Source organism: Streptomyces sp. NPDC056580, from assembly GCF_042793175.1.
GTDB lineage: Bacteria > Actinomycetota > Actinomycetes > Streptomycetales > Streptomycetaceae > Streptomyces.
In genome coordinates this window covers 229,969-253,374 of sequence record NZ_JBHTVE010000015.1, presented here as the reverse complement: position 1 = coordinate 253,374, position 23,406 = coordinate 229,969, and the positions used below count along the sequence as shown (strand labels likewise).

The window sequence follows — 23,406 nt, the reverse complement described above, 5'->3', positions numbered from 1 at the left end:
CCTTTCCGTTCGGGCCTGGCCGCCGCTACTGCGCTCCGGCGTCGGCGCCGGCCGTGCTGCCCGCGGGCTCGGCGGGGCCGGGCTCCACGAAGCTGTACGGCGGGAGCGGCCCGTTGACCCGCAGGTCGAGATGGGGGTGGCTGGTGCGGACCTGCTCGACGGCGGCCAGGAACTCCTCGGCGGTGTCCCGGGCCACCAGGAACGACAGGTTGACCAGCCAGCCGGTCGACTCGGGGCCCACGCTCAGCGCGGAGCCGGCCGACTCCAGCGCGGTGCGCACCTCGGCCGCGTCCTCGGCCTCCTTGTCCTTGACGGCGGCCGCGACCATCTCGCCGAGACGGATCTTGTCGTCGTAACTTCCGCCGCCGGACGTGCGGTTGGCCTCGGCCAGGGAACGCAGTTCGGCGTTCTCGGCCATCACCCGGTGCAGTACGGCCTCTTCGACGTGCGTGGCCTTGACGTTGTACTCGACCTTGCCGTCCAGCTCCCGCAACCGCTCCTCGTAGTGCTGGGCGCGCTCGCCGAGCACCTGCGTGACGGAGTCGTCGTCGGGGGCGACGCTGCCGAACCGCATGGGCAGCACACAGCCGCCCGCGCCGGCCTCGGCGAGCACGTTCTGGTGCGCCAGCAGGTCCCGGCGCTTGGGCCGCAGTCCCTCGGGCGCGTCACTGACCACGGCCGCCAGTTCACCGGCCGTCAGCACGCGCACCGGCAGCGGCGGCTCGCCAACGCCGGTCATGCCCTCGGGCAGGGCCGGGTGGGAACGGGCGGTGATCCCGTAGACGTAGGTGCTCACTCCGACTCCTCCTTACGCCGGGCCGCGGTCTTGCGGGCACGCGGCCGGGACTCGCTCTGCCCCTCTTCACGCGCCTGCTTGAAAGCGCCGGATATCGTCTCTGCGGCGCCCGACAGGGCGCCCTTGGACTTGCCGCGGGCACCGGACTCGGTGACCTCGCCGACGATCTCGGGCAGGCCCGGGCTCTTGTTCGGGCCCGATTCCAGGTCGAGGCGGTTGCACGCCTCGGCGAAGCGCAGATACGTGTCGACACTGGCCACAACGACGCGTACGTCGATCTTCAGGATCTCGATGCCGACCAGGGAGACGCGGACGAACGCGTCGATCACGAGCCCCCTGTCCAGAACCAGTTCCAGTACGTCGTAGAGGCCGCTGCTGCCGCCTCCGCCGCCGGTCTGCTGTGCCGGTACAACGGTCATGCGGGCCGTTCCTCCTTCTCGGTGATCGGAAACGCGGTGCTCCGGTGGATGCCGGGCGCTCGGGACGGGCGGCCTAGCGGCCGCGCGCGTCGGCCCGTCCGCGTTCGTAGCGGCGGACGCGGCGGTAGCCCGTGAGCTGCCCCTCTTCGTCCAGCTCCACCTGGTAAGTCGCCATCAGGCTCATGGTCTCCGGGACCCGCTCGAGTTCGAGGACCTCCACCTCGAGCGACCAGCCCTCCGCGGTCTGCTCGAAGGAGGACACCGACTCCGGCTCGAGACCGGTCAGCTCGGCGAGCTGGGCGCGGGCCTCCCGCAGCACTTCCATGGGACGCGGCCGCCGGCCGGTGGCCGCGCCCTGCGGCGCGTCGTCCTCCGCCTTGGACGATTTCTGCGTTTCCTGTGAATCCTGTGACTGATGAGTGTTCTTTGTGTTCGTCATGGCCACCTCTCCCCTGCGTGTGGCCGCTCATCCCTTGGCCAAACATTCCGGGGGTACGGGTTCTCGACGCCGCTGGTCACAGACGGTGGACGTGCGCCCGGGACCTGCCAGGACCGGCCGTCGTCAGCCCTTCAGTCCCGTGAGGCGGCGCCTGGCGGGTCCGAGGGCGCGCCCCCGGCCCGGCAGCGTGGCCCACGGGTCGGTGCGGGCCTGGTCGACGGCGTCGGCGATGGTCCAGCGGCGGGCGTGGACGCCTGGATCGGCCACCTGTTCCCAGCTTAGGGGCACAGCGACGGGCGCGCCGGGCAGAGCGCGGACGGTGTAGGGGGCCACGGCCGTCTGCGCGTAGCCGTTGCGCTGCACGTCGAGGTAGAGGCGGTCGCCGCGGTCGCGCCTGCGGGCGGCGGCGGTGAGCCGGTCGGGGTGCGCGGCCTCGGCGAACTCGGCCACGTCGTGGGCGATCCGGCGTACCTCGTCGAAGCCGTGGCGCCCGTCCAGCGGGACGACCAGGTGCAGTCCGCGCGACCCGGTGGTCATCGGCGCGGCGGGCAGGCCCAGCTCGTCCAGCAGCTCGCGCAGGACGCCGGCCGCCTCGCGGACGGCGGCGAAGCCGTCCGGGGTCCCACGGGTCGCGTCGGGCGCCGGGGCGGGGTCGAGGTCGAAGACCAGCCGGTCGGGGTGGTCCGGGCCGCCGGCCCGGTCAGTGCGGGACAGCCACCGGTGCAGGGTGAGGCAGGCCTGGTCGGCGAGGTAGAGCAGGGTGGCGGTGTCGTCGCAGACGACGTGCGTCACCGTGCCGCCCTCCTTGGCGACCTCGGCCCGGGTGATCCAGTCCGGGTAGTGGCCCGGGGTGTTCTTCTGCATGAAGCGGGGGCCGTCGAGGCCGTCCGGATACCGTTCGAGCATCAGCGGACGGCCCCTCAGGTGCGGCAGCAGATACGGCGCGACGGACCGGTAGTAGTCGGCGAGATCGCCCTTGGGTACCCCTCGGCGTCCGTCTCGCGGCCCGGGAGCAGGACCTCCCGGGCCGCCGGACGCGCACCGGGCGGCGGCCCGCCCGTATGGTCCGCACGCCGTCGCCGCTCATCCCACGACTGCCTCCTCCACCAGCAGCTTCGCCGCGGCCGCGATGCCCACGGCGTCGATGCCGGCGGCGTGGAGCTGCTCGTCGGGCGCGGCCGACCCGGGCATGGTGCGCACCGCGAGCCGGACCAGGCGGGGCACGGGCCGGCCGTCGGAGAACGCCTCCGCGACGGCGTCCCCGAGGCCGCCCTCCTCGTGGTGGTCCTCGACGGTGAGCAGGCAGCCGGTCTCCTCGCCGGCCCGCCGCAGCGTCTCGGTGTCGACGGGCTTGACGGAGTACAGGTCGATCACGCGGACCTGGATGCCGTCCTGGGCGAGCCGGTCGGCGGCCGCGAGCGCCTCGTGCACCGTGACCCCGGCCGCGACCACGGTCAGCCGGTCCTGCTCGCCGGAGCGCAGCACCTTGCTGCCGCCGACCGGGAACTCCTCGTCGGGGCCGTAGATCACCGGGCTCTCGCCGCGCGAGGTGCGCAGGTAGCGGACGCCGTCGAGGCCGGCCATGGTGGCGACCAGCCGGGCCGTCTGGTTGGCGTCGCACGGGTACAGCACGGTCGAGCCGTGCACGGACCGGAAAATCGCCAGGTCCTCCAGGCCCATCTGCGAGGGCCCGTCCTGCCCGATCGCCACGCCGGCGTGCGAGCCGACCAGGTTGATCCCGCTGCCGCTGACGGAGGCCATGCGCACGAAGTCGTGGGCGCGGCTGAGGAAGGCCGCGAACGTCGATGCGTACGGCACCCAGCCGCGGGCCGCCATGCCGACGGCGGTGGCGACGAGCTGCTGCTCGGCGATGTAGCACTCGAAGAAGCGGTCGGGGTGCTCCTTGGCGAACATCTCGGTGCGGGTGGAGTCGCCGACCTCGCCGTCCAGCGCGACGACGTCGCCCCGGGCGCCGCCGAGCGCGGCCAGGGCCTTGCCGAAGGCGTCCCGGGTGGCCACCTCCTCGCCCTTGTCGTACTGCGGCAGCCGCACCACCTCGGTGTTCGGCGAGCGGAGCGCCGCCGCGGCGGCCGGCTCGCTCACCTGGACACGCAGGTCACGCGGCCCGCCCAGCTCGGCGATGGCCTCCTCGGCCTCCGGCAGCGGCTTGCCGTGCAGGCCCTCGCGGTCCTCGACGGCGGCGACGCCCTTGCCCTTGAGGGTGCGGGCGAGGATCACGGTGGGCTGTCCGGTCGTCGACAGGGCCTCGCCGTAGGCCCGGTCGATCGCGTCGACGTCGTGGCCGTCGATCTCGATGGTGTGCCAGCCGAAGGCCTGGAAGCGGCGGGCGTAGGCGTCCAGGTCGTGTCCGTGCCGGGTCGGGCCGCGCTGGCCGAGCCGGTTGACGTCCACGACGGCGACGAGGTTGTCCAGGTGCTCGTAGGCGGCGTGCTCGGCCGCCTCCCAGATGGAGCCCTCGGCCAGTTCGCTGTCGCCGCACAGCACCCACACCCGGTAGCCGGTGCGGTCCAGCCGCTGACCGGCGAGCGCGATGCCGACGCCGACCGGCAGGCCCTGGCCGAGCGAGCCGGTGGCGGTCTCCACCCACGGCAGCCGGCGCGGGGTCGGGTGCCCCTCCAGGCGGCTGCCGAGCTTGCGGAAGGTCAGCAGCTCGCCGTCCTCGATGGCGCCGGCCGCCTTGTACGCGGCGTACAGCAGCGGCGAGGCGTGGCCCTTGGAGAGCACGAGGCGGTCGTTGGCGGGGTGGTCGGGGCGCTCGAAGTCGTAGCGCAGGTGGTTGGCGAGCAGGACGGCCATCAGGTCGGCGGCGGACATCGACGAGGTGGGATGCCCGGAGCCCGCCGCTGCGGCGGCCCGCACGCTGTCCACGCGCAACTGCTGCCCGAGTTCGGCGAGTTCGGCGGTGTTCATGTATCTCCTTCTGCTGGGTCGGGTGGGTCCGGGCGGTCCGCGGGTTGCGCGGGGCCGGGTGCGGGGTGGTCGTCGGGCGGTGCGGGTGCGGGCCGGTCATCGGCGGTTGCGTCCGCCGGCCCGATCGCCGCGGGCGCGCTCGCCGCGGATCCGCCGCCGCTGCCGTCGTGCCCGCCGACGTCGTGCCCGCTCCCGCCGGACCGGCCGGAGGCGCCGGGTACCCGGGCCAGCTCCGGGGAGGCCGTGTCCAGCGGGACCGACCAGGACCGCACCAGACCCAACTGCACGGTCTGGCGCGGAAGTACGGCGTCCAGCAGCCAGTCCGCGGCGACGCGCAGGCGGTTGCCGGGCAGGGCGGCCAGGTGGTAGCCGCGGGTGATCGCACCGGCCGGCGGGCCGGACAGCGGGACGCCGAACGGGTTGGCGGCGGCCCGCACCCCGCCGAGGTCCACGGCGAAACCGAGGTCGCGGTGGCGGTAGGCGCGCCGGCGCCGGCCGAGGCCGAGCGAGGCGGCCACGTTCTCGCCGGCCACCCTGCCCTGGCGCCAGGCGTGCTGGGCGGTCATCGGGGTGAACTCGCCGGGCCGCTCCAGGTCCGGCACGGCCGCCGCGTCCCCGCAGGCGAACACCTCGGTGCGGCCCGGCACCTGGAGGTACGGGTCGACGATGAGCCGGCCCCGCTCCAGCGGCTGTCCGACGGCCTCGATCAGCGGGTCCGGCCGGACCCCGACGCACCAGACCAGGGTCCGCGACGCCACGAAGTCGCCGTCGCTGAGCAGGACGCCGTCCGGGGTGGCCTCCTTCACGGAGGTACCGGTGCGGACGTCGACGCCGCGAGCCCGCAGCACCCGGCCCGCGATGCGGGAGAGCCGTTCGTCCATCTCCGGCAGCACACGGGGGGCCACGTCCAGCAGGATCCAGCGGGGCCGGGCCACGCCGGGCAGGTCCCGGCGGGCCAGGCGGTCGGTGAGCATCTGCATGTGCGCGGCCACCTCGGTGCCGGTGTAGCCGGCGCCTACCACCACGAAGGTGCACCGGGCGGCCCGGGCCTCCGGGTCGGCTTCCGTGGCGGCCAGCTCCACCTGCCGGGTGACGTGGTCGCGCAGGTACAACGCCTCGGGCAGCCCGCGGAACCCGTGCGCGTGCTCGGCGACGCCGGGAACCGGCAGCAGCTTGTTGACGCTGCCCACGGCCAGCACCAGCCGGTCGTAGCCGAGGGCGCCTGCGCCGTCCTCGGGGTCCCGGTAGTGCACGGTGCGCCGGTCGAGGTCGACCCCGGTGGCCTCCCCCAGCACCAGGCGCACCCCGCGCAGGGTGCCGGGCAGGGAGACGGTGACCCGGCGGGCCTCCAGGATCCCGGCGGCCACCTGGGGCAGCAGCGGCAGGTACAGGAAGTAGTCGGTCGGGTTGAGCAGGGTGATCCGGGCACGGCCGCGGGTGAGCCGGGCGAGGGTGCGGGCAGCCCGGTACCCGGCGAAGCCGGCGCCGACGATCACCACACGTGGTCGACTCACGGGTGTCCCTCCGGCGGTGTGGCTCCCCTCCAGGCCTTCCGCGTAACCGGGGCCGTTGCACCCAAACGCCGCCCGGCTCACCCGGACGCCGCTCGGGGCCGCGTTTCGCCCGGTCGGCGGCGGTTACCCGGCCGGGGTTCCCCGATCCCCACCAGCGGCGGGCCCGGCCGCCCGGCCGCGTCGCGCGGAGGTGCCCGTCATGACTGAGTACGGTTATTTCCTGGCCTGCGAGGAGCATGGCCCGGCCGAGCTGATCGAACAGGCCCGCATGGCCGAACAGGCCGGTTTCCAGTCGCTGTGGATCTCCGACCACTACCACCCGTGGAACAGCGCGCAGGGGCAGAGCCCGTTCGTCTGGTCGGTGATCGGCGCGCTCTCCGAGGCCGTCTCACTGCCCATCGAGACGGCGGTGACCTGCCCGACGGTGCGCATCCACCCGGCGGTGCTGGCGCAGGCCGCGGCGACCAGCGCGGTGCTGACCGGCGGCCGGTTCCGGCTCGGGGTAGGCACCGGCGAGGCGCTGAACGAGCACATCCTCGGCGACCGCTGGCCCCCGCTGCACATCCGGCTGGAGATGCTGGAGGAGTCCATCCAGGTGATGCGCCGGCTGTTCACCGGCGAGGAGGTCAACCACCACGGCAAGCACTACACGGTGGAGAACGCCCGGCTCTACACGGTTCCCGACGAGCCCGTGCCGATCGACATCTCGGGCTTCGGCCCGAAGGCGACCTCGCTGGCCGCCCGGGTGGGCGACGGCTACATCACGATGACGCCGGACGAGGACATGGTCACCCAGTACCGCAAGGGCGGTGGCGGGGCCAAGCCGGTCAGCGGCGGTACGAAGGTCTGTTACGGGGCCGACCGGGACAGTTGCGTGCGGACGGTGCGGGAGCTCTGGTACAACGAGCTGCTGCCCGGGGAGATGGGGCAGGTGCTGCCCTCGCCACGGCACTTCGAGCAGCTCGCGGAGCTCGTCACCGAGGACATGGTGCGGGAGAAGACGGTGTGCGGGGACGACGTCGACGAGCATGTCTCGGCGTTGCGGGCGTTCGGTGACGCGGGGTTCGACCGGGTGTACGTGAACCAGATCGGGCCGGATCAGCAGGGGTTCTTCGACTTCTACCGTACGAAGGTGCTGCCGCGGCTTGTGGGGTGAGGGGGGCTCCGCCCGGGGCAGGTGGGGTGCGGTCTAGGGGTCCGTGCGGGTCGGGGGTGGTTGGGCGCGCAGTTCCCCGCGCCCCTTCGAGGGTGCCGTCGGCTTGTAGGCGCGGGGGGTTGGGGCGGGTGGGGTGCGGTCTGGGGGTCGGTGCGGGTCGGGGGTGGTTGGGCGCGCAGTTGCCCGCGCCCCTTCGAGGGTGCCGTCGGCTTGTAGGGGCGGGGGGTCGGGGCGGGTGGGGTGCGGTCTGGGAGTCGGTGCGGGTCGGGGGTGGCTGGGCGCGCAGTTCCCCGCGCCCCTTCGAGGGTGGCCGCCGGCTTGTAGGCGCGGGGGGTTGGGTGGCCCAACTAGGGTTGTGGGTATGGAGATTCTGGGCGCGACACTGCGCATCTGCGTCGACGACCTCGACACCGCGATCCCCTTCTACGAACGGCTGGCCGGCGGCCGGGCGCTGCGTTTCGAGCGCGGCGGGGTGCAGGTGGCCGCGATCGGCTCCTTCCTCCTGATGAGCGGCCCGGAGGCGGAGCTGGAGGTGCTGCGCAAGGTGACGGCGACGATCGCCGTGAAGGACGTGACCGAGGCGCACTGGCTGCTGACCGACCTGGGCGCCCGGGTCATCGCCGGACCGGTGCCGACCCCGGCGGGCCGCAACCTGCTGGCGATGCACCCGGACGGCTCTATCTTCGAGTACGTCGACCAGAGCGGCTGAGCCGCCCGCTCAGCCGGCGTCCGGCCGCATCCGGAAGTCGAGGCGGGCGGGCAGCGGCTCGTCGGTGAGCCGGGCCCACAGCAGCTCGATCACGTCCGCGCCCTCCCGCAGGTCCGCCACCTCGAACGCCTCGTCGAGGACGGCCCGGGCGTCCGCCCGCCGGCCCTCGGCGAGCAGCAGTGCGGCCTCCAGCAGCCGGAACGGTCCGCGGCGCCGCACGGCGGGCAGCAGCCGCTCCCACACCGCGCGGGCCTGCGCGGCACGCCCCGCACGCAGCAGCGCCCCGAGCGCCTCGCGGCCCAGCGCGGCCACGGCGGCGGTCCATGCCTCGCCGTCGGTGGGGGTACCTCCCACGCCGTTCAGGCAGTGGGGGAGCCGTTCGCGGCACAGGTCGTCGAAGGCCTCCGCGTACCGGTCGGCGGCCCGCTCGTGGTGGCCGGACTCCTCGTCGGCGACCGCCAGGCAGCGCAGCAGCGGCCACAGCGAGGGGGCGAGCGGCACCGCACGCTCCCAGCTCCGGACCGCCTGCGCGCGGTCGCCTGCGTGCCACTGGGCGATGCCGAGGTGGTACTCGGTGTGCGGGGTGGCGGGCGCGGTCTCCAGCATGTCGCGCCAGTGCGGGGCGACCAGCGTCTCGCCGGGCGGGCGGACCCGGCGCGGTTCCGGCAGCGAGCCCGTGCGCAGCAGCTCCAGCCAGGGCGTCTGCGCCTCGCCGAGGGTGGCCTCCGGGAACGGCGTGCCGGGCAGCTTCCAGCCGGCCCGCACGACCTCCAGCGCGCCCCAGCCGGAGCCGGTGGCAAGCCGCTCGCCGGGCTCGGTGTCGGCGCACGGCTGCCAGTCCGCGTACGCCCGCTCGACGCGGGCCCGTGGCAGGACCGCCGCCAGCCGGTCCTCCGCCCCCTGGACCACCGCGGGCCAGGACGGTCCGTCGGGGGCGGCGTCCAGCGGGCCGTACGCCTCCAGCCAGGACACCTCGCTCCCGGGTTCCAGCCGGACGTGCTCCAGCTGGGTGCGGGCGAGGCCGGCCTGGATCTCGCAGTAGCCGCCGGTGCCGGGCTCGGTCAGCCACTCCTGCCAGCGCCGGCCGCCGGGACCGCTGCCCCACACGAACAGCTTCCGGCCGCGCAGCACGTCGGTGGAGGTCTGCACGAGACCGTGCCCGTCCGCGTCCAGCGCGGCTATCCAACGGCGCCGGCCGTCCGGCACCTCGTAGAAGTAGTCGGCGGCGTAACGGCTGTTGAGGGGGCGGGTGCGGTCCACGCCGTCGTGGCAGGGGACCGGCACCCGGCGCAGCCGGCGCTCGTAGCCGAACTGCCAGGCCTCCTCGGCGGGGACGAGGATCCGCCGGTCCTCGGGGACGGCGATGTTGGACCACCAGTAGGCGGGTGCGGGCCGCTCGTGCGGATTGCGGATCCGGACCCCCACGTACAGGAAGTCCGATCCCTCCGGGAGCCACAGGTCGACCTGGAACGGCAGGTCGCGCAGCCGCTCCCACTCCCACAGGCGCAGCATCTCGCCGCCGTCCGGGGCGGGGACCCGGGCGGCGTGCAGGGGGGCGCAGGACAGGGTGGTGTGACCGGTCGCGCCGATGTTCCACTCGATGCCGCCGGAGTACCAGGCGCCGTTGAGCGCGAAGTTGGCGGGCTGGAACACGGGGTTGCGGTAGAGGAGTTCGCGTCCGGTGGGCAGGTGGACCAGGGAGGTGATCCGGCCGCCGAGACCGGGCAGGACGGTGGCGCGCAGCCGGTCGTTCTCGATCACCAGGGCCGTCAGGGCACGGGGTTCGCGGGTTCTGCCGTACCCGTCGCGCACCCGCACCGGCAGCAGGCTGCGCAGCGGCTCGTAGTCGAGCTGCCGCGCCATGTCGCGGGGCATGTCCCCGCGGTCCCGGTCCTCGACGCGGTGCATCTCGTCGAGGGGGCGGAGCGGGGGCAGGGGGTTGTCGGGGCCCAACTGCGCGGCGGGCAGGGTGATGACCTCACGTCGGATCTCCGTCACGATGACCATGGAACCCGGCGTGCGGCGAGTCGGCCAGGGGATCTGCCGGTCAGGATTGCGCAAAGGCGGCCACGACCAGGTCGGCCAGCAGGGCGCCCGCGGTGCCCTCGGGGTCGAGGTCGGGGTCGTAGACGGTGACGTTGAGGCCTGCGCAGCGCGGTGAGGCGAGCAGCGGGCGCAGCAGCTCCTGGAGTTCGTCCGGCAGCAGGCCGTCCGGGTCGGGGCTGTCCACGGCCGGCATCACGGACGGGTCGAGCACGTCGGCGTCCAGGTGGACCCAGAACCCGTCGAGCCCGGGGGCCCGGAAGGCCTCGACCGCGGCCCGGGCGACCGGGCCGGCGCCCTCGGCGCGGACACCGCCGGCGGTGACGGCCGGCATCTTCAGGGAGGCGAGTTCGGCGAGGTCGTCGGCATAGGCGTCGCGGATGCCGAGGAAGCGGACGTCCTCGTCCCTGAGGTAGGGCCGCAGCCCCTCGATGTTCGTCAGGTCCTCCTGGCCGCGTCCCGTGCCGAGCGCGACCTCCTCGCCGCCCGCGGCGCCGATCCGGCACGAGTTGCCCGGGTGCCGGAAGTCGTGCGAGGCGTCGACCGCGGCGAGCCCGTACCGGCCGATCCGGCGCATGGCGAGGGAGGCGCCGAGCTGGATGGAGCAGTCGCCGCCGAGCACCACGGGGAACTCCCCGGCGCGCAGGTGGCGTTCGATGCGGTCGGCGAGCCGCACGGTGTACGCGGCGAGCGCGGCCGCGTTGAAGACGCCGTCGCCCTCCTGCCAGTCGCCGCGGTCGTAGCGGGGCGGTACGACCACACCGCCTTCGCGGGCACCGAGCCGGCGCAGCAGGCCCTGCTCCCGGAGGGCCCCGGCCAGCTTGTAGCAGCCGGGGACGGTGCCGGGGGCGGGCGGGCGCAGCCCCAGGTTGGACGGGGCGTCGAGCAGGACGAGCGTTCGCATGCGGTCTCCCTCGGCAGGGCGGGGGGGTCAGTCGGCGGGGCGCATCTCCGCGGTCAGCGCCCAGCGTTCGTGGTCGCGCCAGGCGCCGTCGATGAAGATCATGGCCGGTGAGAAGCCCTCCAGGCGGAAGCCGGCACCGCGTGCCAGGGCGAGGGAGGCGGTGTTGTCCGGCTGAGCGTTGATCTCCAGCCGGTGCAGTCCCAGCGGCCCGAAGGCGTAGCCGATCACCAGGTCGAGGGCCTCGCGCATCAGTCCCCGGCCGGCCGCGTGGGCGAAGGCGCCATAGCCGAGGGCGCCGCACTGGAAGCCGCCGCGGACGATGTTGTTGATGTTGATGAAGCCGGCGATGTCCCCGGTGTCCTTCTCGCACACGAGGAAGCCGGCCCTGGCCGGATCCTTGATGAGCGACTTGGCGTAGCTCGCGTAGCCCTCGTCGTCGTCCGGCGGGAACAGCCACGGCCGGTGCAGGTCCTTGCTCTCCCTGGCCCGGGCGGTGAACTCGGGTCCGTCCTCCAGGGTGAAGGCGCGGATGCCGACGCGGGGGCCGGTGGCGAGGTAGTGGGCTGCGGTGTGCGGCATCCGCCCAGCCTACGCTCAGCCGGCCGGGACGCGGCAGCGGATCGGTCCGGCCCGGGCCGGCCCCACGCACGGCGGGGTCCGGCCGGGGGCGGGTCAGCGCAGCGCGGGCTCGTCCAGCGTCAATGTGCCCGCCTCGGCGTCGAGTTCGGCCGTCACTCCGAACGGCACGGTCAGCGCCCCGTCGCAGTGCCCGAATCCGATCTCCTCGACGACCGGGACCCCGAGGCCGCCGAGCCGGTCGGCGAGGACAGCGCGGAGTTCGCCGTAGGGGCCGCAGTCGTGCCAGGAGCCGAGTCCGATCCCGGCGACCCCGTCGAGCCAGCCGGAGCGCCGGAGCTGGGTCAGCAGCCGGTCCACCCGGTACGGCTGCTCGCCCACGTCCTCGAGCAGCAACAGTCCGCCGCGGGCGCCCGGGTGGGCCAGGGGCGTGCCGAGGTCGCCGGCGAGCATGCTGAGGCAGCCGCCGAGGGTCACCCCGCGGGCCCGTCCGGGCGCCAGGGCGGGACGGTCCGCGGCGAGGGCGAGGACCGTCTCGGGTGCGAACAGGGTGGCCCGCAGGTGCTCCTGCGCCCGGGCGTTCTTGATGAAGTCGACGCCCGCGGCGGCCGGACCGTGCAGCGTGACCAGGCCGAGCCGGGTGGCGAACGCCTGGTGCAGCGCGGTGATGTCGCTGAAGCCGACGAACACCTTCGGCCCGGCGGCGCGCATCGCCTCCCAGTCGAGCAGGTCGGCCATGCGCTGGGCGCCGTACCCGCCGCGGGCGCACAGCACCGCGTCCACGGCCGGGTCGCACCAGGCGTGCTGCAGGTCGGCCGCCCGGTCGGCGTCGGCGCCCGCCAGGTACCCGAGTCCGCCGTGCCGGTCGAGCACGTGCGGCGCCACCACCGGGTCGAGGTCCCAGCCGCGCAGCACGTCGAGACCGGCCTGGAGCCGTTCCTCGGCCACCGGGCCGCTGGGCGCGACGACGGCCACCCGCGCGCCGGGGGCCAGCCGGGCCGGCCGGACGAGTTCCCTCATGTGCCCAGCTCCAGCTTCGGCACGGCGGGCGTCGGGTCCAGCCCGAACACCTGGGCGTACAGCGACAGTTCCGCCTCAAGAGCGCGCACCATGGTGTCGGCGCGCCGGAAGCCGTGCCCCTCCCCCTCGAAGGTGAGGTAGGCGTGCGGCACGCCCCGGCCCTCGATCCCGGCGAGCAGGCGCTCGCTCTGGGCGGGCGGGCAGATCACGTCGTCCAGGCCCTGGAGCAGCAGGAACGGTGCGGTGAGCCGGTCGGCGTGGGTGGTGGGCGAACGCTCGGCGTACCGCTCGGGGACCTCGGCGAGCGGCCCGATCAGCGACTCCAGGTAACGCGACTCGAAGTCGTGGGTCTCCCCCGGTCCCCAGGTGGCGAGGTCGAGGACGGGGTAGATGATGGTGCCGCAGGCGTAGACGTCCGTGCCGGTCAGCGAGGCCGCGGTGGTCCAGCCGCCCGCGCTGCCGCCCCGGATCGCGAGCCGGCCGCGGTCGGCGGTGCCCTCCTCGGCGAGGGCGAGGGCCACGGCCGCGCAGTCCTCGACGTCGACCACGCCCCACTGCCCGCGCAGCCGCTCCCGGTAGGCGCGGCCGTACCCGGTGGAGCCGCCGTAGTTGACCTCGGCCACGCCGATGCCGCGCGAGGTGAAGTAGGCGATCTCCAGGTCGAGCACGCACGGCACCCGGCCGGTGGGCCCGCCGTGCGCCCAGACGACATACGGCGGCAGTTCGCCGTCGGGGGCGGTGCGGCCGGGATGGTGCGGCGGGTAGACGTGGGCGTGCACCTCGCGCCCGCCGGGCCCGGTGAAGACGCGGCTCTCGGGCGCCGGGTAGTACGCGGGGTCCACGGCGTCCCGGTGGCGGGCGCCGATGGCCCGGGCGCGGCCGATCCGGGTGTCCAGTTCCACCACTTCGGGCCCGGTGCGCGCGCCCGCCCCCACCGCGACGACGCGTTCGCCGTGGACCGCGAGGGAGGACCCGAACTCGGTCCACGGCCCGGCCGCGTCGACGACCTCGCCGGACTCGGGGTCCAGTATGCCGAGCACGGCGGCCCCGCGGCCGTGCACGACCGCGATCAGGCCGTTGTCCAGCGGCGCGAACCAGTTCAGGCCGAGCTTCCACAGGGGCCCGGCGAACTCCTCGTCGCGCGGGCACAGCGGCTCGCCGTCCCGGTAGAGGTTCCACCACCCGCTGCGGTCGCTCGCGTACAGCAGGGCGCCGTCGGCGGACCATTCGGCCTGCGCGACGGACTCCTCGGGGCCGCCGGCGACCGTGCGGACCGTGTGCAGGGCGCCGTCGCCGCCCACCTCGGCGACGAGCAGTTCCGTGCCGTCCCACGGCATCCGCGGATGGTCCCAGGCCAGCCAGGCGGCCCGGCGGCCGTCGGGCGAGAGCCGGGGTCCGGTGACGAACCGGTGCCGTTCGGGGAGAAGTTCACGGACCGCGGCGCGGTCGTCGGCGGCCGAGCCGTCCAGCGGCACGGCGGCCAGGACGCGCCGCACGTCGTCCGGGCCGTCGCCGGTGAACTCCTCCAGCACGCACCACACCTCGCCACGGTCCAGGTCGACCCGCGGTTCCGCCCAGCGCAGTCCGCCGTCCACCGGCGAGACCGGGGTGAGCGGGCGCGGCTCGCCGCCGGGCTCCCACCGGTACAGGCGCTGGTCGGCGAAGTTCGCGAACACCACCAGGGGCGCGCCGTCCCGGACCGTGCCGGTCCAGGGCCGGCCGCCGTACTCGATCACCCGGCTGCGCACGTTCCAGGGCGCGGGCAGCACCGACTCCTCGGCGCCCTCGGCCGTGCGCCGCACCAGGGCCCGGCGGCCGCCCTCGGCGGGCCGGGGCTCGGTCCACCAGACCTCGTCGCCGACGAAACCCACCCACTCCGGCTGCCCGTCGTGCGCGGCGGCCAGCGCCGCGTCGATCGGCGAGGGCCAGGAACCGTACGGCTGCCGCTGCATGTTCTCCTCCATCGCCTAGGCCGTCCGCAGGAACCGGTCGAGGACGCGGACGCCGAAGTGCAGCGCCTCGACGGGGACGCGCTCGTCGACGCCGTGGAAGAGCGCCTGGTAGTCGAGGTCCTCGGGGAGCTTCAGCGGCGCGAAGCCGTAGCCGGTGATGCCGAGCCGCGAGAACTGCTTGGCGTCCGTGCCGCCGGACATGCAGTACGGCACCACGTGGCCCTCGGGCGCGAACTCCTCGACGGCCGCCCGCATCCTCGCGTAGGTGGGCGAGTCGAGGGGGGCCTGCAGGGCGACCTCGTGGTGGGCGAAGTCCCAGTCCACGTCCGGCCCGGTGAGCCGGTCGAGCGTGGTGCGGAACTCCTCCTCGCCGCCGGGGAGATAGCGTCCGTCCACGTAGGCGACCGCCTCGCCCGGGATGACGTTCACCTTGTACCCGGCGTCCAGCATCGTCGGGTTGGCGCTGTTGCGGACGGTGGCCTCGACCAGCTTGGCGGCCGGGCCCAGCTTCTCCAGCAGCCGGTCGACGTCCCGGAAGTCGGCGTCGACGCCGTACAGGGCGGCGAGTTCGCCGAGCGCGGCCCGCACCGTCGGGGTGAGCCTGAGCGGCCACTCGTGCTCGCCGATGCGGGTGATGGCGGCGGCGAGCCGGGTGACCGCGTTCTCCTTGTTGACCTTGGAGCCGTGCCCGGCCCGGCCGCGCGCGGTCAGCTTCAGCCAGCCGGTGCCCCGCTCCCCCGCGGCGATCGGGTAGAGCTGCCGGCCCGAGCCGTCGTGGAAGGTGAAGGCGCCCGACTCGCTGACGCCCTCGGTGCAGCCCTCGAACAGCTCCGGGTGCTCGTCGGCGAGGAACCCGGAGCCGTCCTCGGCGCTGGCCTCCTCGTCGGCGGTGAACGCGACCACGACGTCCCGGCGGGGACGTACGCCCTGCCGGGCCCAGGAGCGGACGACCGCGAGGATCATCGCGTCCATGTTCTTCATGTCGACGGCGCCGCGCCCCCACACCACGCCGTCGCGGATCTCGCCCGAGAACGGGTGGACGCTCCAGTCGGCGGCCTCGGCCGGCACGACGTCGAGGTGGCCGTGCACCAGCAGCGCGTCGGCGGACGGGTCGGTGCCCGCGATCCGGGCGACGACGTTGGTCCGCCCCGGGGTCCGCTCCAGCATCAGGGGTTCCAGGCCCGCCCCGGCCAGCCGCTCGGCCGCGTACTCGGCCGCGGGCCGCTCCTGGCAGTCGCCGCCGCCCCGGTTGGTGGTGTCGATGCGGATCAGGCCGGAGGTGAACTCCACCACCTCGTCCAGGGCCTGCTGGTCAGCCATACTGCTCCTCCACTGCGGCCGAGACGATCGTGGTGACCGCCTTGAAGGTACGGATTCCCTCGTACATGGTCTCGCTGGTGTACGCCACCTTGCGCTCGCCGACGCGTGCCACGCCCGGCACGACGGTCGCGGCCATCGCCAGGTGCTCGGCGTCGAACTCGACGGCGACCGTGAACGGGCCGCCGCGCACCGGCTCGTGGCGGACCGCGAGCCGTGCCGCCTCCTTGGCGGCGGCCCGGATGTCGGCGGCGGTCCGGGAAGGCGTACGGCATACCGCCGCGTACCGGGACACATGGTCCTTGACCGCGACCTTCAGCGCCTCGGGCGCGTACCCCAGGGCGTCCTCGCAGGCGAGGTCGTCGCCGGTGACCAGCACGACGGGCACGCCGCACTCGGCGACGACGTGCGCGTTGAGCAGACCCTCGCTCGCGCGGACGTCGTTCACCCACACCCCGGTGATCTGGTTGGCGAGGTAGGTGTGGGCGAGGACCCCCTCCATGCCCGCGCCCGTGTGGTAGCCGATGAACGCGATGCCGTCGACGTCGCCGTGCTGGACGCCCTCCACCATGGAGAGCGACTTGTGCCGCCCGGTGAGCATCTCGACCCGTTCGTCGAGCCGTTCCAGGAGCAGGTTGCGCATGGACCAGTGGGCCTCGTTGACGAGCACCTGGTCGGCTCCGCCGTCGAGGAAGCCGAGCGCCGCGGCGTTCACGTCCGAGGTGAACATCGACCGGCACCGCTCCCACTGCGGCGTCCCGGGGAGCACGTCGGCCGGCCAGGTGACGCCGGTGGCGCCCTCCATGTCCGCACTGATGAGGATCTTCATGCACCGCACGTTACGCGGTGCCCCGGGGCGGCGGCTACGACCCCCGTGCGGTATCCCGCCGCCCCCGGGACCCCGTCACTTGCCGGCGAGCACGAACCAGCGGGCGGGCAGGTCGATGCGGGTGCCGTCCGCCATGTATTCGGTCTGCGGCAGGGTGGTCTCGCCGCTCGCCAGTATCTCCAGGCCGGCCTTGCCGAGCAGGAGCGGGATCTCCTCGTCGTCGGCGTCGGCGGGCTTGAGGCCGTGCTCGAAGACCCGGCGCAGCTTGGGCCCGGGGCCCCCGGGCCCGTCGGCGGCCAGCCTGAGGACGTCCCGGGTCCCGGACGTCAGCTCGACGACGAACGCGCGTCCGTCGCTGCCGAGCAGCTCGGCGACGGCGGCGGCCACCGCGGCCCGGGCGTGCGGCTCGCTCTGGTGGATGACGGCACGCATGTACACGTTGCTGTCGCCGAGCCGCTGGTGCAGCTCCCGGACGGCGCCGGTGTCCGTCAGGTCGAGCTGCTGGAACTCGACGGCGCCGCCGTTCGCGGCGCGCCGGGCGTGCTCGACGGCGGCGTGCGAGAGGTCGACGCCGACGGCGCGGGCGAACCGGGTGGCGAGGTAGCGGGTCTGGGTGCCGTTGCCGCAGCCGAGGTCCACTATGGGGCGCCCGGTGTCCGCGTACGGCAGGAGCAGCTCGCTGTGCGGCTCGGCGCTCAGGGAGGGGTCGGAGTCCCAGATCGCCTCTCCCGTCCCGTCGGCGGTCTCCCGCCAGTAACTCTCCCAGTTGCTGCGGTAGTTGCTCGAGACGTTCATGGCGATCTCCCCACGGGTCGGTTGCGTGATCGGGATATCGCGACCGCCGTGTGCGGGGCAAGGGGTCGGAGGTCACCTTCACCGGATGTACGGACCGCGGTCACGCCGGGGGCGCGCCGAGCAGCTGACGCGCCCCCGGTTCAGCGTCTTCCGGCGATGCCCTGTTCGAACCAGACGGTCTTGCGGTGTCCGGTGGCGCTGGCGCCCCACTCGCGGGCGAGCCTGCTGACCACCCGCAGACCGCGCCCCGCCTCGTCGTACGGCCGCGCGGCGAGCATGCTGGGCAGCGCGGGTTCGTCGTCCGTGACCTCGAACAGCAGCGCGTCGGTGCGGACCACGCGCAGTCCGACCCGGCCGCCTCCGCAGTGCCGTACGGCGTTCGTGACGACCTCGCTGACCAGCAGCCGCGCCGTATCCACGGCCTGCGGCAGCTCCCAGTCCAGCAGCAGGTCGCGGACCAGGTCCCGGGCCCGGGCGACCTCGCGCGGGTCCGCGTCGAGGTGCCATTCGGCGACGTGGTCGCCGGGGATGCCGTTGAGCCGGGCCATGAGCAGGGCGACGTCGTCCTTGCGGCCACCGTGGGTGTTGAGGGCCCGGATGATGGTGTCGCAGGCGTCGTCCATCGAGGCCGCGGGATGCGCGGCGGACTCGCAGAGCGCGGCCAGGCCCTCGCCGATGTCGGAGCCGCGCACCTCGACCAGGCCGTCGGTGCACAGCACCAGCCGGTCGCCGGGCGCGACCGGGACGACGGTGGCCTCGAAGGGGACGCCGCCGACGCCTATGGGCGCGCCGGTCGGCAGGTCGAGCAGTTCGCTGCGGCCGTTCTCGGCCCGCACCAGCACGGGCGGGATGTGCCCGGCGTTGGCGAGCTGCAGTTCGCCCCGGATCGGGTCGTAGACCGCGTAGAGGCAGGTGGCGAGGTAGTTCTCGCCGAGCCGCCGGGCGAGGTCGTCGAGGTTGCGCAGCAGCTGGGCCGGAGGCGTCTCCATGGTGGCCATGGTCTGCACGGCCGTGCGCAACTGCCCCATCATCGCGGCCGAGTTCAGCCCGTGCCCCATGACGTCGCCGACCACCAGGGCGGTGCGCGAGCCGGGCAGCTTGATGGTGTCGAACCAGTCGCCGCCGATCCGGCCGAGCCGGGCGCCGGGCAGGTAGCGGGTCGCCACGTCGCAGCCGGCCATCCGCGGGGCGACCTGCGGCAGCATGCTGTCCTGAAGGGTGTCGGCGACGTTCTCCTGGTACGTGTACATGCGGGCGTTGTCGAGCACCAGGCCCGCGCGGGCGGCCAGTTCGGCGCCGGTGGTGCGGTCCATGTCGTCGAAGGCGGCGCGGTCCGGGCGGCGCATCAGCACCATGAAGCCGAGGACGACGTTGCGCGCCTTGAGCGGCACGATCAGCAGGGAGCGGCCGGCGATGAGCGGCCTGAGGTCGCGCTTCTCGAACTCGCCGGCGATGCGGTTGGACAGTTCCTCGGTGACCTCCGGGACCAGCACCGGCTCGCCCGTGACCATGCACTTGTAGAACGGGGTGTGTTCGGGGAAGGCGAACGTCTCGCCGACCGGCACGGTGTCGTCCCAGCGGCCCGGTTCGTCGTTGTGCTCGACCCAGACCCGGTGCATCACCGTGCTCGCGTCGGGCGGGCCGTCCGGGAAGCCCTCGCCCGCCAGCACCGCCGAGCGCAGGTGGGTGCCGGCGAAGTCCGCGAAGCGGGGCACGGCGGCGCTGGTGACCTCGCGGATGGTCTCGCCGAGGTCGAGCGAGGTGCCGATGCCGGAGCTGACCTCGTTGAGGAACTCCAGCCGCTCGCGCACGGCCGCGTACTCCAGGTCCCGCTCGGCCCCGGCCGGGATCACGGGCGCGGTCCGCTGCTGCGGTACGACGGCCTCGGCGCGGCTGCGGCCGGGGCGGCGCGGCACGCCCCAGTACGGAGTGACGGGCACCCGGTCGAACTGGCTGAACTCCAGTACGGGGTAGCCGAGTTCGAGGATCTGGGAGACGATGCGGCCGCTGAGGTCGGGGCCCATGTTGGGCAGGATCTCGGGGAGCCGCCGCTCCAGTTCCTCGGAGGCGGGCAGTTCGGTGTGGCGGGCGAAGCCGGGCGAGATGTGCTCGGCCGCCTCGGCGTCGTAGCCGCGCTCCTCGCGCAGCCGGGCGGCGTCGGCGGCGAGCACCAGCAGCCGGAACGGGCCCGGGCCGACCAGCGGGTAGGCCCACCACAGCACGTCGATCCGCTCGCCGTCGGCCGCCCCGTCGCCGGACCCGTCCTTGTGCGGGAACTGGCGGGCCCGGCCGGCCGCCGGATAGGCGGTCCGGCCGCCGAGGGAGGCCTCCAGGTCGGGGCCGAGCCCGTCGTACGCCTCGTAGGGGCCGTAGGCGTCGATCACGTCGCCCTGCGGGTCGTCGGCGAGGGCGCCGGACACCGGGAGCAGGTCCGCGGCAGGGCGCCCGACCGCGTCCTGGCGGCCGACGCCGAACAGGCGGCCCGCGCCGCTGCTCCAGTGGGACACCAGGCCGTCGCGGTCGACGACCACCACGGCAAGCGGAATCCGGCCCGCCGCGGTGTCCCCGGCGCCGCGGCCGGGAGGTGTGTCCCGCTCGCTGCCACGGTCCATGGCCCAGGCCCTCTCTCCCCACGGCTGTCCGCAAACGATCTGTGCCGCCCGCCACTACCGTACGGCGGGGGCCGGTCACGATGTGCGGCAATCCTGGAATTGCTCTCACCGGACCGCCCCGGCGCCCAGCTCAGCGCCCTGCGGGCGCCCCCCGTCAGTCCTCGTGGCCCAGCTGCAGATCCCTTTCCGTGCGGCCGCCGCCGGCGACCTGCAGGACGGTCGCGACCGGCGGGTAACCTGCGGCGATGACGGTGTACTCGCCGGAGGACAGGTCCACGAACCGGAACGTCCCGTCGGCTCCGGTGGTGAGGGTGTCCACGACGTTCCCGGCGGCGTCCAGGAGCGTGACGCGCGCGTCCTCCACCGGCCGGCCGCCGCTCGCCCGGACGGTGCCCCGGAGCACGGCGCCGCCCGCGAGTTCCACGTCCTGCCGGGTCTCCCGGGCGGCCTGCACGGTGACCGGGAGCGCGGCGGGCCGGAAGGCGGGTGCGCTGGCGGCGAGGGTGTACTCGCCGGCCACCAGCTCGGTGATGACGTAGCCGCCCTCGCGGCCGCTGCGGGTGCTGGCGACGACCTCGCCGTGCACGTTGGTGAGGGTGACGGTGGCGTCGCGCACGGGGGTGCCGTCGGCGGTGAGCACGCTGCCGGCGAGGCGTCCGGCGCCGCCGAGGACGACGTCGAGCTCGACGGGCCGCTCGCCGACGGTGACCGAGACGGCCTGCGGCTGGTGGCCGCCGGCGGCGGCGATCAGCACGTACGAGCCGGCGCCGGGCGTGGCGAGCGCGTAGCGCCCGTCGTCGCCGCTGGCGCCCCGCCCGATCTGCTGTCCGGCGACGTCGATGAGGGTGAGCGCCGCGCGGGGCACCACCGTGCCGTCGGGGTGCTGCACGGTCCCGCAGACGGGGACCCCGGCGGCGTGCGGCGAGCGGGCCGCCCCGCCGGCCGGGGCCTGGTGGCGGGCCTGCGGGATGGGGGTGGTCAAGGGCGCGGGCTCGGTTTCGGCGGCGTTGTGGGACACCAGCGGTTTCTCCTTGAGGAAGAAGGCGATGAGCAGGCCGAGGACGAGCACCGGGACCAGGTAGAGGAAGATCCGGGGCATCGCGTCGGCGTAGGCGCGGATGTAGGCGTCGCGCAGCGCCGGTGGCAGCGCGTGCACGAGCTGCGGGGTCAGGGACTCCGGGTCGGGCAGCCCGGCGCCCGCGCGCTGGGGCAGTTCGCGGCGCAGGGCGTCGGAGAGCCGGCCGGCGAAGAGCGTGCCGAAGACGGCGGCGCCGACGCTGCCGCCGATCTGCCGGAAGTAGTTGTTGGCGCTGGTGGCGGTGCCGAGGTCGGCGGGGCGCACGGAGTTCTGCACGGCGAGCACCAGGACGGGCATCACCAGGCCGATGCCGGCGCCGAGGACGGCCATCCAGACGCTGTAGTACAGCCGGGGCGTGTCCACCTCCAGCCGGGACAGCAGCCACATGCCGACGGCGGACAGGGCGCCGCCGAGGACGGGGTAGAGCTTGTACCGCCCGGTGTGGCTGATGAGCTGCCCGCCGATGATCGAGGCGCCGACGATGCCGGCCATCATGGGCAGCATCAGCAGCCCGGACTCGGTGGCGCTGGCCCCGTCGACCATCTGCAGGAAGGTCGGCAGGTAGCTGGCGGCGCCGAACAGCGCGACGCCGATCACCAGGCCGACCAGGCCGGTGACGTTGAAGACGGAGTCGCGGAACAGCCGCGGCGGGATGAGGGGTTCGGCGGCGAAGTGCTCGGCGACCAGGAAGAGGACGGTGGCGGCGACGGCGCCCGCGCCGAGGCCGAGGATCTCCCGCGAGCTCCAGGCGTACTCGGTGCCGCCCCAGCTCGTGAGCAGCACCAGGCAGGTGGAGGCGGCGGCGAGCAGCAGCGCGCCGGGCACGTCGAGGCGGGCGCGGACGCGGGGTCTGGGGAGTTTGAGGACGGCGGTGACGACGGCGAGGGTCAGCAGCCCGAAGGGGACGTTGATGTAGAAGCACCAGCGCCAGGACAGGTGGTCGGTGAAGTACCCGCCGAGCAGGGGGCCTGCGACGGAGGCGACGCCGAACGCGGCGCCGATCAGGCCCATGTAGCGGCCGCGCTGCCGGGGCGGCACGATGTCCGCGATGATCGCCTGCACCCCGATCATCAGCCCGCCCGCGCCGACGCCCTGGACGGCGCGGAAGGCGATGAGCTGGTCCATGCTCTGCGCCCGCCCGGCCAGCGCGGAACCGGCCACGAAGACGACGATCGCGAACTGGAAGACGCCCTTGCGGCCGAAGAGGTCGCCGAGCTTGCCGTACAGCGGCAGTCCGATGGTGGCGGTGAGCAGATAGGCCGTGATCGCCCACGACATCTTGTCCAGGCCGTGCAGCTCGCCGACGATCTTCGGCAGCGCGGTGGCGACGATCATCTGCTCCAGCGCGGCGAGCAGCAGCGCCAGCATCAGCCCGAGGAAGACCAACCGCACCCGCCGCGTGCCGAGTTCGGGGGTCCCGGGCGGTGGTGGCGCGGGTGTGCCGGGGGGTGCCGCGACCGGCTCGTCCCGCACCAGAGTCGTCCCGCCCACGTACCGCTCCCCTCGTCGCACCTGTCACACAAGTCCCGCGCAGGACGACAACTGCGGACAAGTACGGCGAGTTACGGCACAAGCTCGGACCGGATGCGGATCCACTCGAACCGGTGAGTGGCGCAACACCCCGGCGCGGGGCGGCGTTTGGGGTTCGGCCGCGCGGGCGCGGCGTCGCGTGACCACGCGCGCGCCGTCATTCCGGCGACGCGCGCGGTCACTTCCCGGCGCCTGCGGTCACCTTCCGGCGCGTACCGTCACTTCTCGACCTCGCGCGCGAGGTTGGCGAGGATCGCGTCGTAGATCCGGCCGAGGCCCTTGGGCGCGAAGGTCCGCTCGAAGAAGCCGCCGATGCCGCCGGCGCCCTGCCAGGTGGTGGTGACGACGACCCGGGAGCCGCCCTCGCCGGCGGGGGTGACGCGCCAGGTGGTGACCATGGAGGAGTTGCGGTCCTTCTCGACCAGCTCGCCGTCGGTGGGCTCGCCGACCTCGAGCATGCAGTCGCGCACCCGCTTGCTGGTGGCCTGGAGCTTCCAGTGCACGAGGGTGCCCTCGCCGTCGCCGCCCTCGCGCACCTCGTACTCGCTGAACTGCTCGGGCAGCAGCCGCTGCCGTGTGCCGCTGTAGTCGGCGAGGGCGTCGAACACCTTCTCCGCGTCCGCCGCGACGACCCGCTCCGTAGTGGCCTCGACCTGCGCCATTGCGTTCCTCCAGAACCCGTTTGCCTCGAAGTGGTGGCAAGCCAACCACCCCGGTGCCCGGGCTCCCAAATCGGGGTCGCACGATCATGGGAACAGATGTTCTATTGTGTGGCGCAGTGCTACC

The 23,406-nt window shown here is 74.1% G+C and carries 18 protein-coding genes and 1 pseudogene; 2 read left to right on the top strand and 17 right to left on the bottom strand.

The window, feature by feature from the left end; translation table 11 throughout:
* Nucleotides 1–25: 25 nt before the first annotated feature.
* The 6 genes and pseudogenes from ACFQ9Z_RS30845 to ACFQ9Z_RS30820 all read right to left on the bottom strand — a co-directional run bounded on the left by ACFQ9Z_RS30845 (nt 26) and on the right by ACFQ9Z_RS30820 (nt 6,099).
* On the bottom strand, nt 26–796 hold the full coding sequence (locus tag ACFQ9Z_RS30845; RefSeq protein ID WP_383026403.1) for a GvpL/GvpF family gas vesicle protein: 771 nt from the start codon (nt 794–796) through the stop codon (nt 26–28).
* Nucleotides 793–1,215 carry a gas vesicle structural protein GvpA gene (locus tag ACFQ9Z_RS30840; protein ID WP_383026399.1) on the bottom strand — a complete coding sequence of 141 codons (423 nt, stop codon included), beginning with the start codon at nt 1,213–1,215 and terminating at the stop codon, nt 793–795. Before ACFQ9Z_RS30840 ends, ACFQ9Z_RS30845 begins: the two co-directional genes overlap by 4 nt.
* A gap of 73 nt (nt 1,216–1,288) precedes the next feature.
* Nucleotides 1,289–1,654: a gas vesicle protein gene (locus ACFQ9Z_RS30835; protein ID WP_383026396.1), complete on the bottom strand. Its 366-nt coding sequence runs from the start codon at nt 1,652–1,654 to the stop codon at nt 1,289–1,291.
* 123 nt (nt 1,655–1,777) lie between these two features.
* Nucleotides 1,778–2,741 (bottom strand): annotated as a pseudogene (gene ligD / locus ACFQ9Z_RS30830) (non-homologous end-joining DNA ligase).
* Nucleotides 2,738–4,585: a transketolase gene (locus tag ACFQ9Z_RS30825; protein ID WP_383026393.1), complete on the bottom strand. Its 1,848-nt coding sequence runs from the start codon at nt 4,583–4,585 to the stop codon at nt 2,738–2,740. Before ACFQ9Z_RS30825 ends, ligD begins: the two are co-directional and overlap by 4 nt.
* On the bottom strand, nt 4,582–6,099 hold the full coding sequence (locus ACFQ9Z_RS30820; protein WP_383026390.1) for an NAD(P)/FAD-dependent oxidoreductase: 1,518 nt from the start codon (nt 6,097–6,099) through the stop codon (nt 4,582–4,584). Before ACFQ9Z_RS30820 ends, ACFQ9Z_RS30825 begins: the two co-directional genes overlap by 4 nt.
* A gap of 199 nt (nt 6,100–6,298) precedes the next feature.
* Here ACFQ9Z_RS30820 and ACFQ9Z_RS30815 point away from each other — a divergent pair, with 199 nt between their 5' ends.
* Both ACFQ9Z_RS30815 and ACFQ9Z_RS30810 read left to right on the top strand, forming a co-directional pair.
* On the top strand, nt 6,299–7,255 hold the full coding sequence (locus ACFQ9Z_RS30815) for an LLM class F420-dependent oxidoreductase (RefSeq protein ID WP_383026386.1): 957 nt from the start codon (nt 6,299–6,301) through the stop codon (nt 7,253–7,255).
* A 361-nt stretch (nt 7,256–7,616) separates the two neighbouring features.
* Complete coding sequence (locus tag ACFQ9Z_RS30810; protein ID WP_383026383.1) at nt 7,617–7,964, top strand: VOC family protein; 348 nt, start codon at nt 7,617–7,619, stop codon at nt 7,962–7,964.
* A gap of 9 nt (nt 7,965–7,973) precedes the next feature.
* Here the strand turns inward: ACFQ9Z_RS30810 and ACFQ9Z_RS30805 are convergent, their stop codons facing one another.
* The 11 genes from ACFQ9Z_RS30805 to ACFQ9Z_RS30755 all read right to left on the bottom strand — a co-directional run bounded on the left by ACFQ9Z_RS30805 (nt 7,974) and on the right by ACFQ9Z_RS30755 (nt 23,282).
* Nucleotides 7,974–9,971, bottom strand: coding sequence for a DUF5107 domain-containing protein (locus ACFQ9Z_RS30805; RefSeq protein ID WP_383026380.1), 1,998 nt, complete (start codon nt 9,969–9,971; stop codon nt 7,974–7,976).
* Between the two features lie 40 nt (nt 9,972–10,011).
* Nucleotides 10,012–10,911 carry an arginase family protein gene (locus tag ACFQ9Z_RS30800; protein WP_383026377.1) on the bottom strand — a complete coding sequence of 300 codons (900 nt, stop codon included), beginning with the start codon at nt 10,909–10,911 and terminating at the stop codon, nt 10,012–10,014.
* Nucleotides 10,912–10,938: 27 nt separating this feature from the next.
* Nucleotides 10,939–11,490, bottom strand: coding sequence for a GNAT family N-acetyltransferase (locus ACFQ9Z_RS30795; protein ID WP_383026372.1), 552 nt, complete (start codon nt 11,488–11,490; stop codon nt 10,939–10,941).
* A gap of 93 nt (nt 11,491–11,583) precedes the next feature.
* A complete protein-coding gene (locus tag ACFQ9Z_RS30790) occupies nt 11,584–12,507 on the bottom strand; it encodes an LD-carboxypeptidase (protein ID WP_383026367.1) in 924 nt (307 codons plus the stop codon).
* Complete coding sequence (locus tag ACFQ9Z_RS30785) at nt 12,504–14,459, bottom strand: prolyl oligopeptidase family serine peptidase (protein WP_383026363.1); 1,956 nt, start codon at nt 14,457–14,459, stop codon at nt 12,504–12,506. The genes ACFQ9Z_RS30790 and ACFQ9Z_RS30785 overlap by 4 nt, the downstream gene beginning before the upstream one ends.
* Nucleotides 14,460–14,474: 15 nt before the next feature.
* On the bottom strand, nt 14,475–15,779 hold the full coding sequence (locus ACFQ9Z_RS30780) for a M20/M25/M40 family metallo-hydrolase (RefSeq protein ID WP_383026360.1): 1,305 nt from the start codon (nt 15,777–15,779) through the stop codon (nt 14,475–14,477).
* The gene (locus ACFQ9Z_RS30775; RefSeq protein WP_383026355.1) at nt 15,772–16,605 is read right to left on the bottom strand and encodes a M55 family metallopeptidase; all 834 of its coding nucleotides are present in this window, start codon (nt 16,603–16,605) and stop codon (nt 15,772–15,774) included. The genes ACFQ9Z_RS30780 and ACFQ9Z_RS30775 overlap by 8 nt, the downstream gene beginning before the upstream one ends.
* Before the next feature lie 75 nt (nt 16,606–16,680).
* Nucleotides 16,681–17,400, bottom strand: coding sequence for a class I SAM-dependent methyltransferase (locus tag ACFQ9Z_RS30770; RefSeq protein ID WP_383026351.1), 720 nt, complete (start codon nt 17,398–17,400; stop codon nt 16,681–16,683).
* 140 nt (nt 17,401–17,540) lie between these two features.
* Entirely contained in the window at nt 17,541–20,012 is a 2,472-nt protein-coding gene (locus ACFQ9Z_RS30765; RefSeq protein ID WP_383026348.1) for a SpoIIE family protein phosphatase, read from the bottom strand.
* Nucleotides 20,013–20,166: 154 nt separating this feature from the next.
* Nucleotides 20,167–22,581, bottom strand: coding sequence for an MFS transporter (locus tag ACFQ9Z_RS30760; protein WP_383026345.1), 2,415 nt, complete (start codon nt 22,579–22,581; stop codon nt 20,167–20,169).
* A 257-nt stretch (nt 22,582–22,838) separates the two neighbouring features.
* Nucleotides 22,839–23,282 carry an SRPBCC family protein gene (locus ACFQ9Z_RS30755; RefSeq protein WP_383026342.1) on the bottom strand — a complete coding sequence of 148 codons (444 nt, stop codon included), beginning with the start codon at nt 23,280–23,282 and terminating at the stop codon, nt 22,839–22,841.
* Nucleotides 23,283–23,406 lie beyond the last annotated feature (124 nt).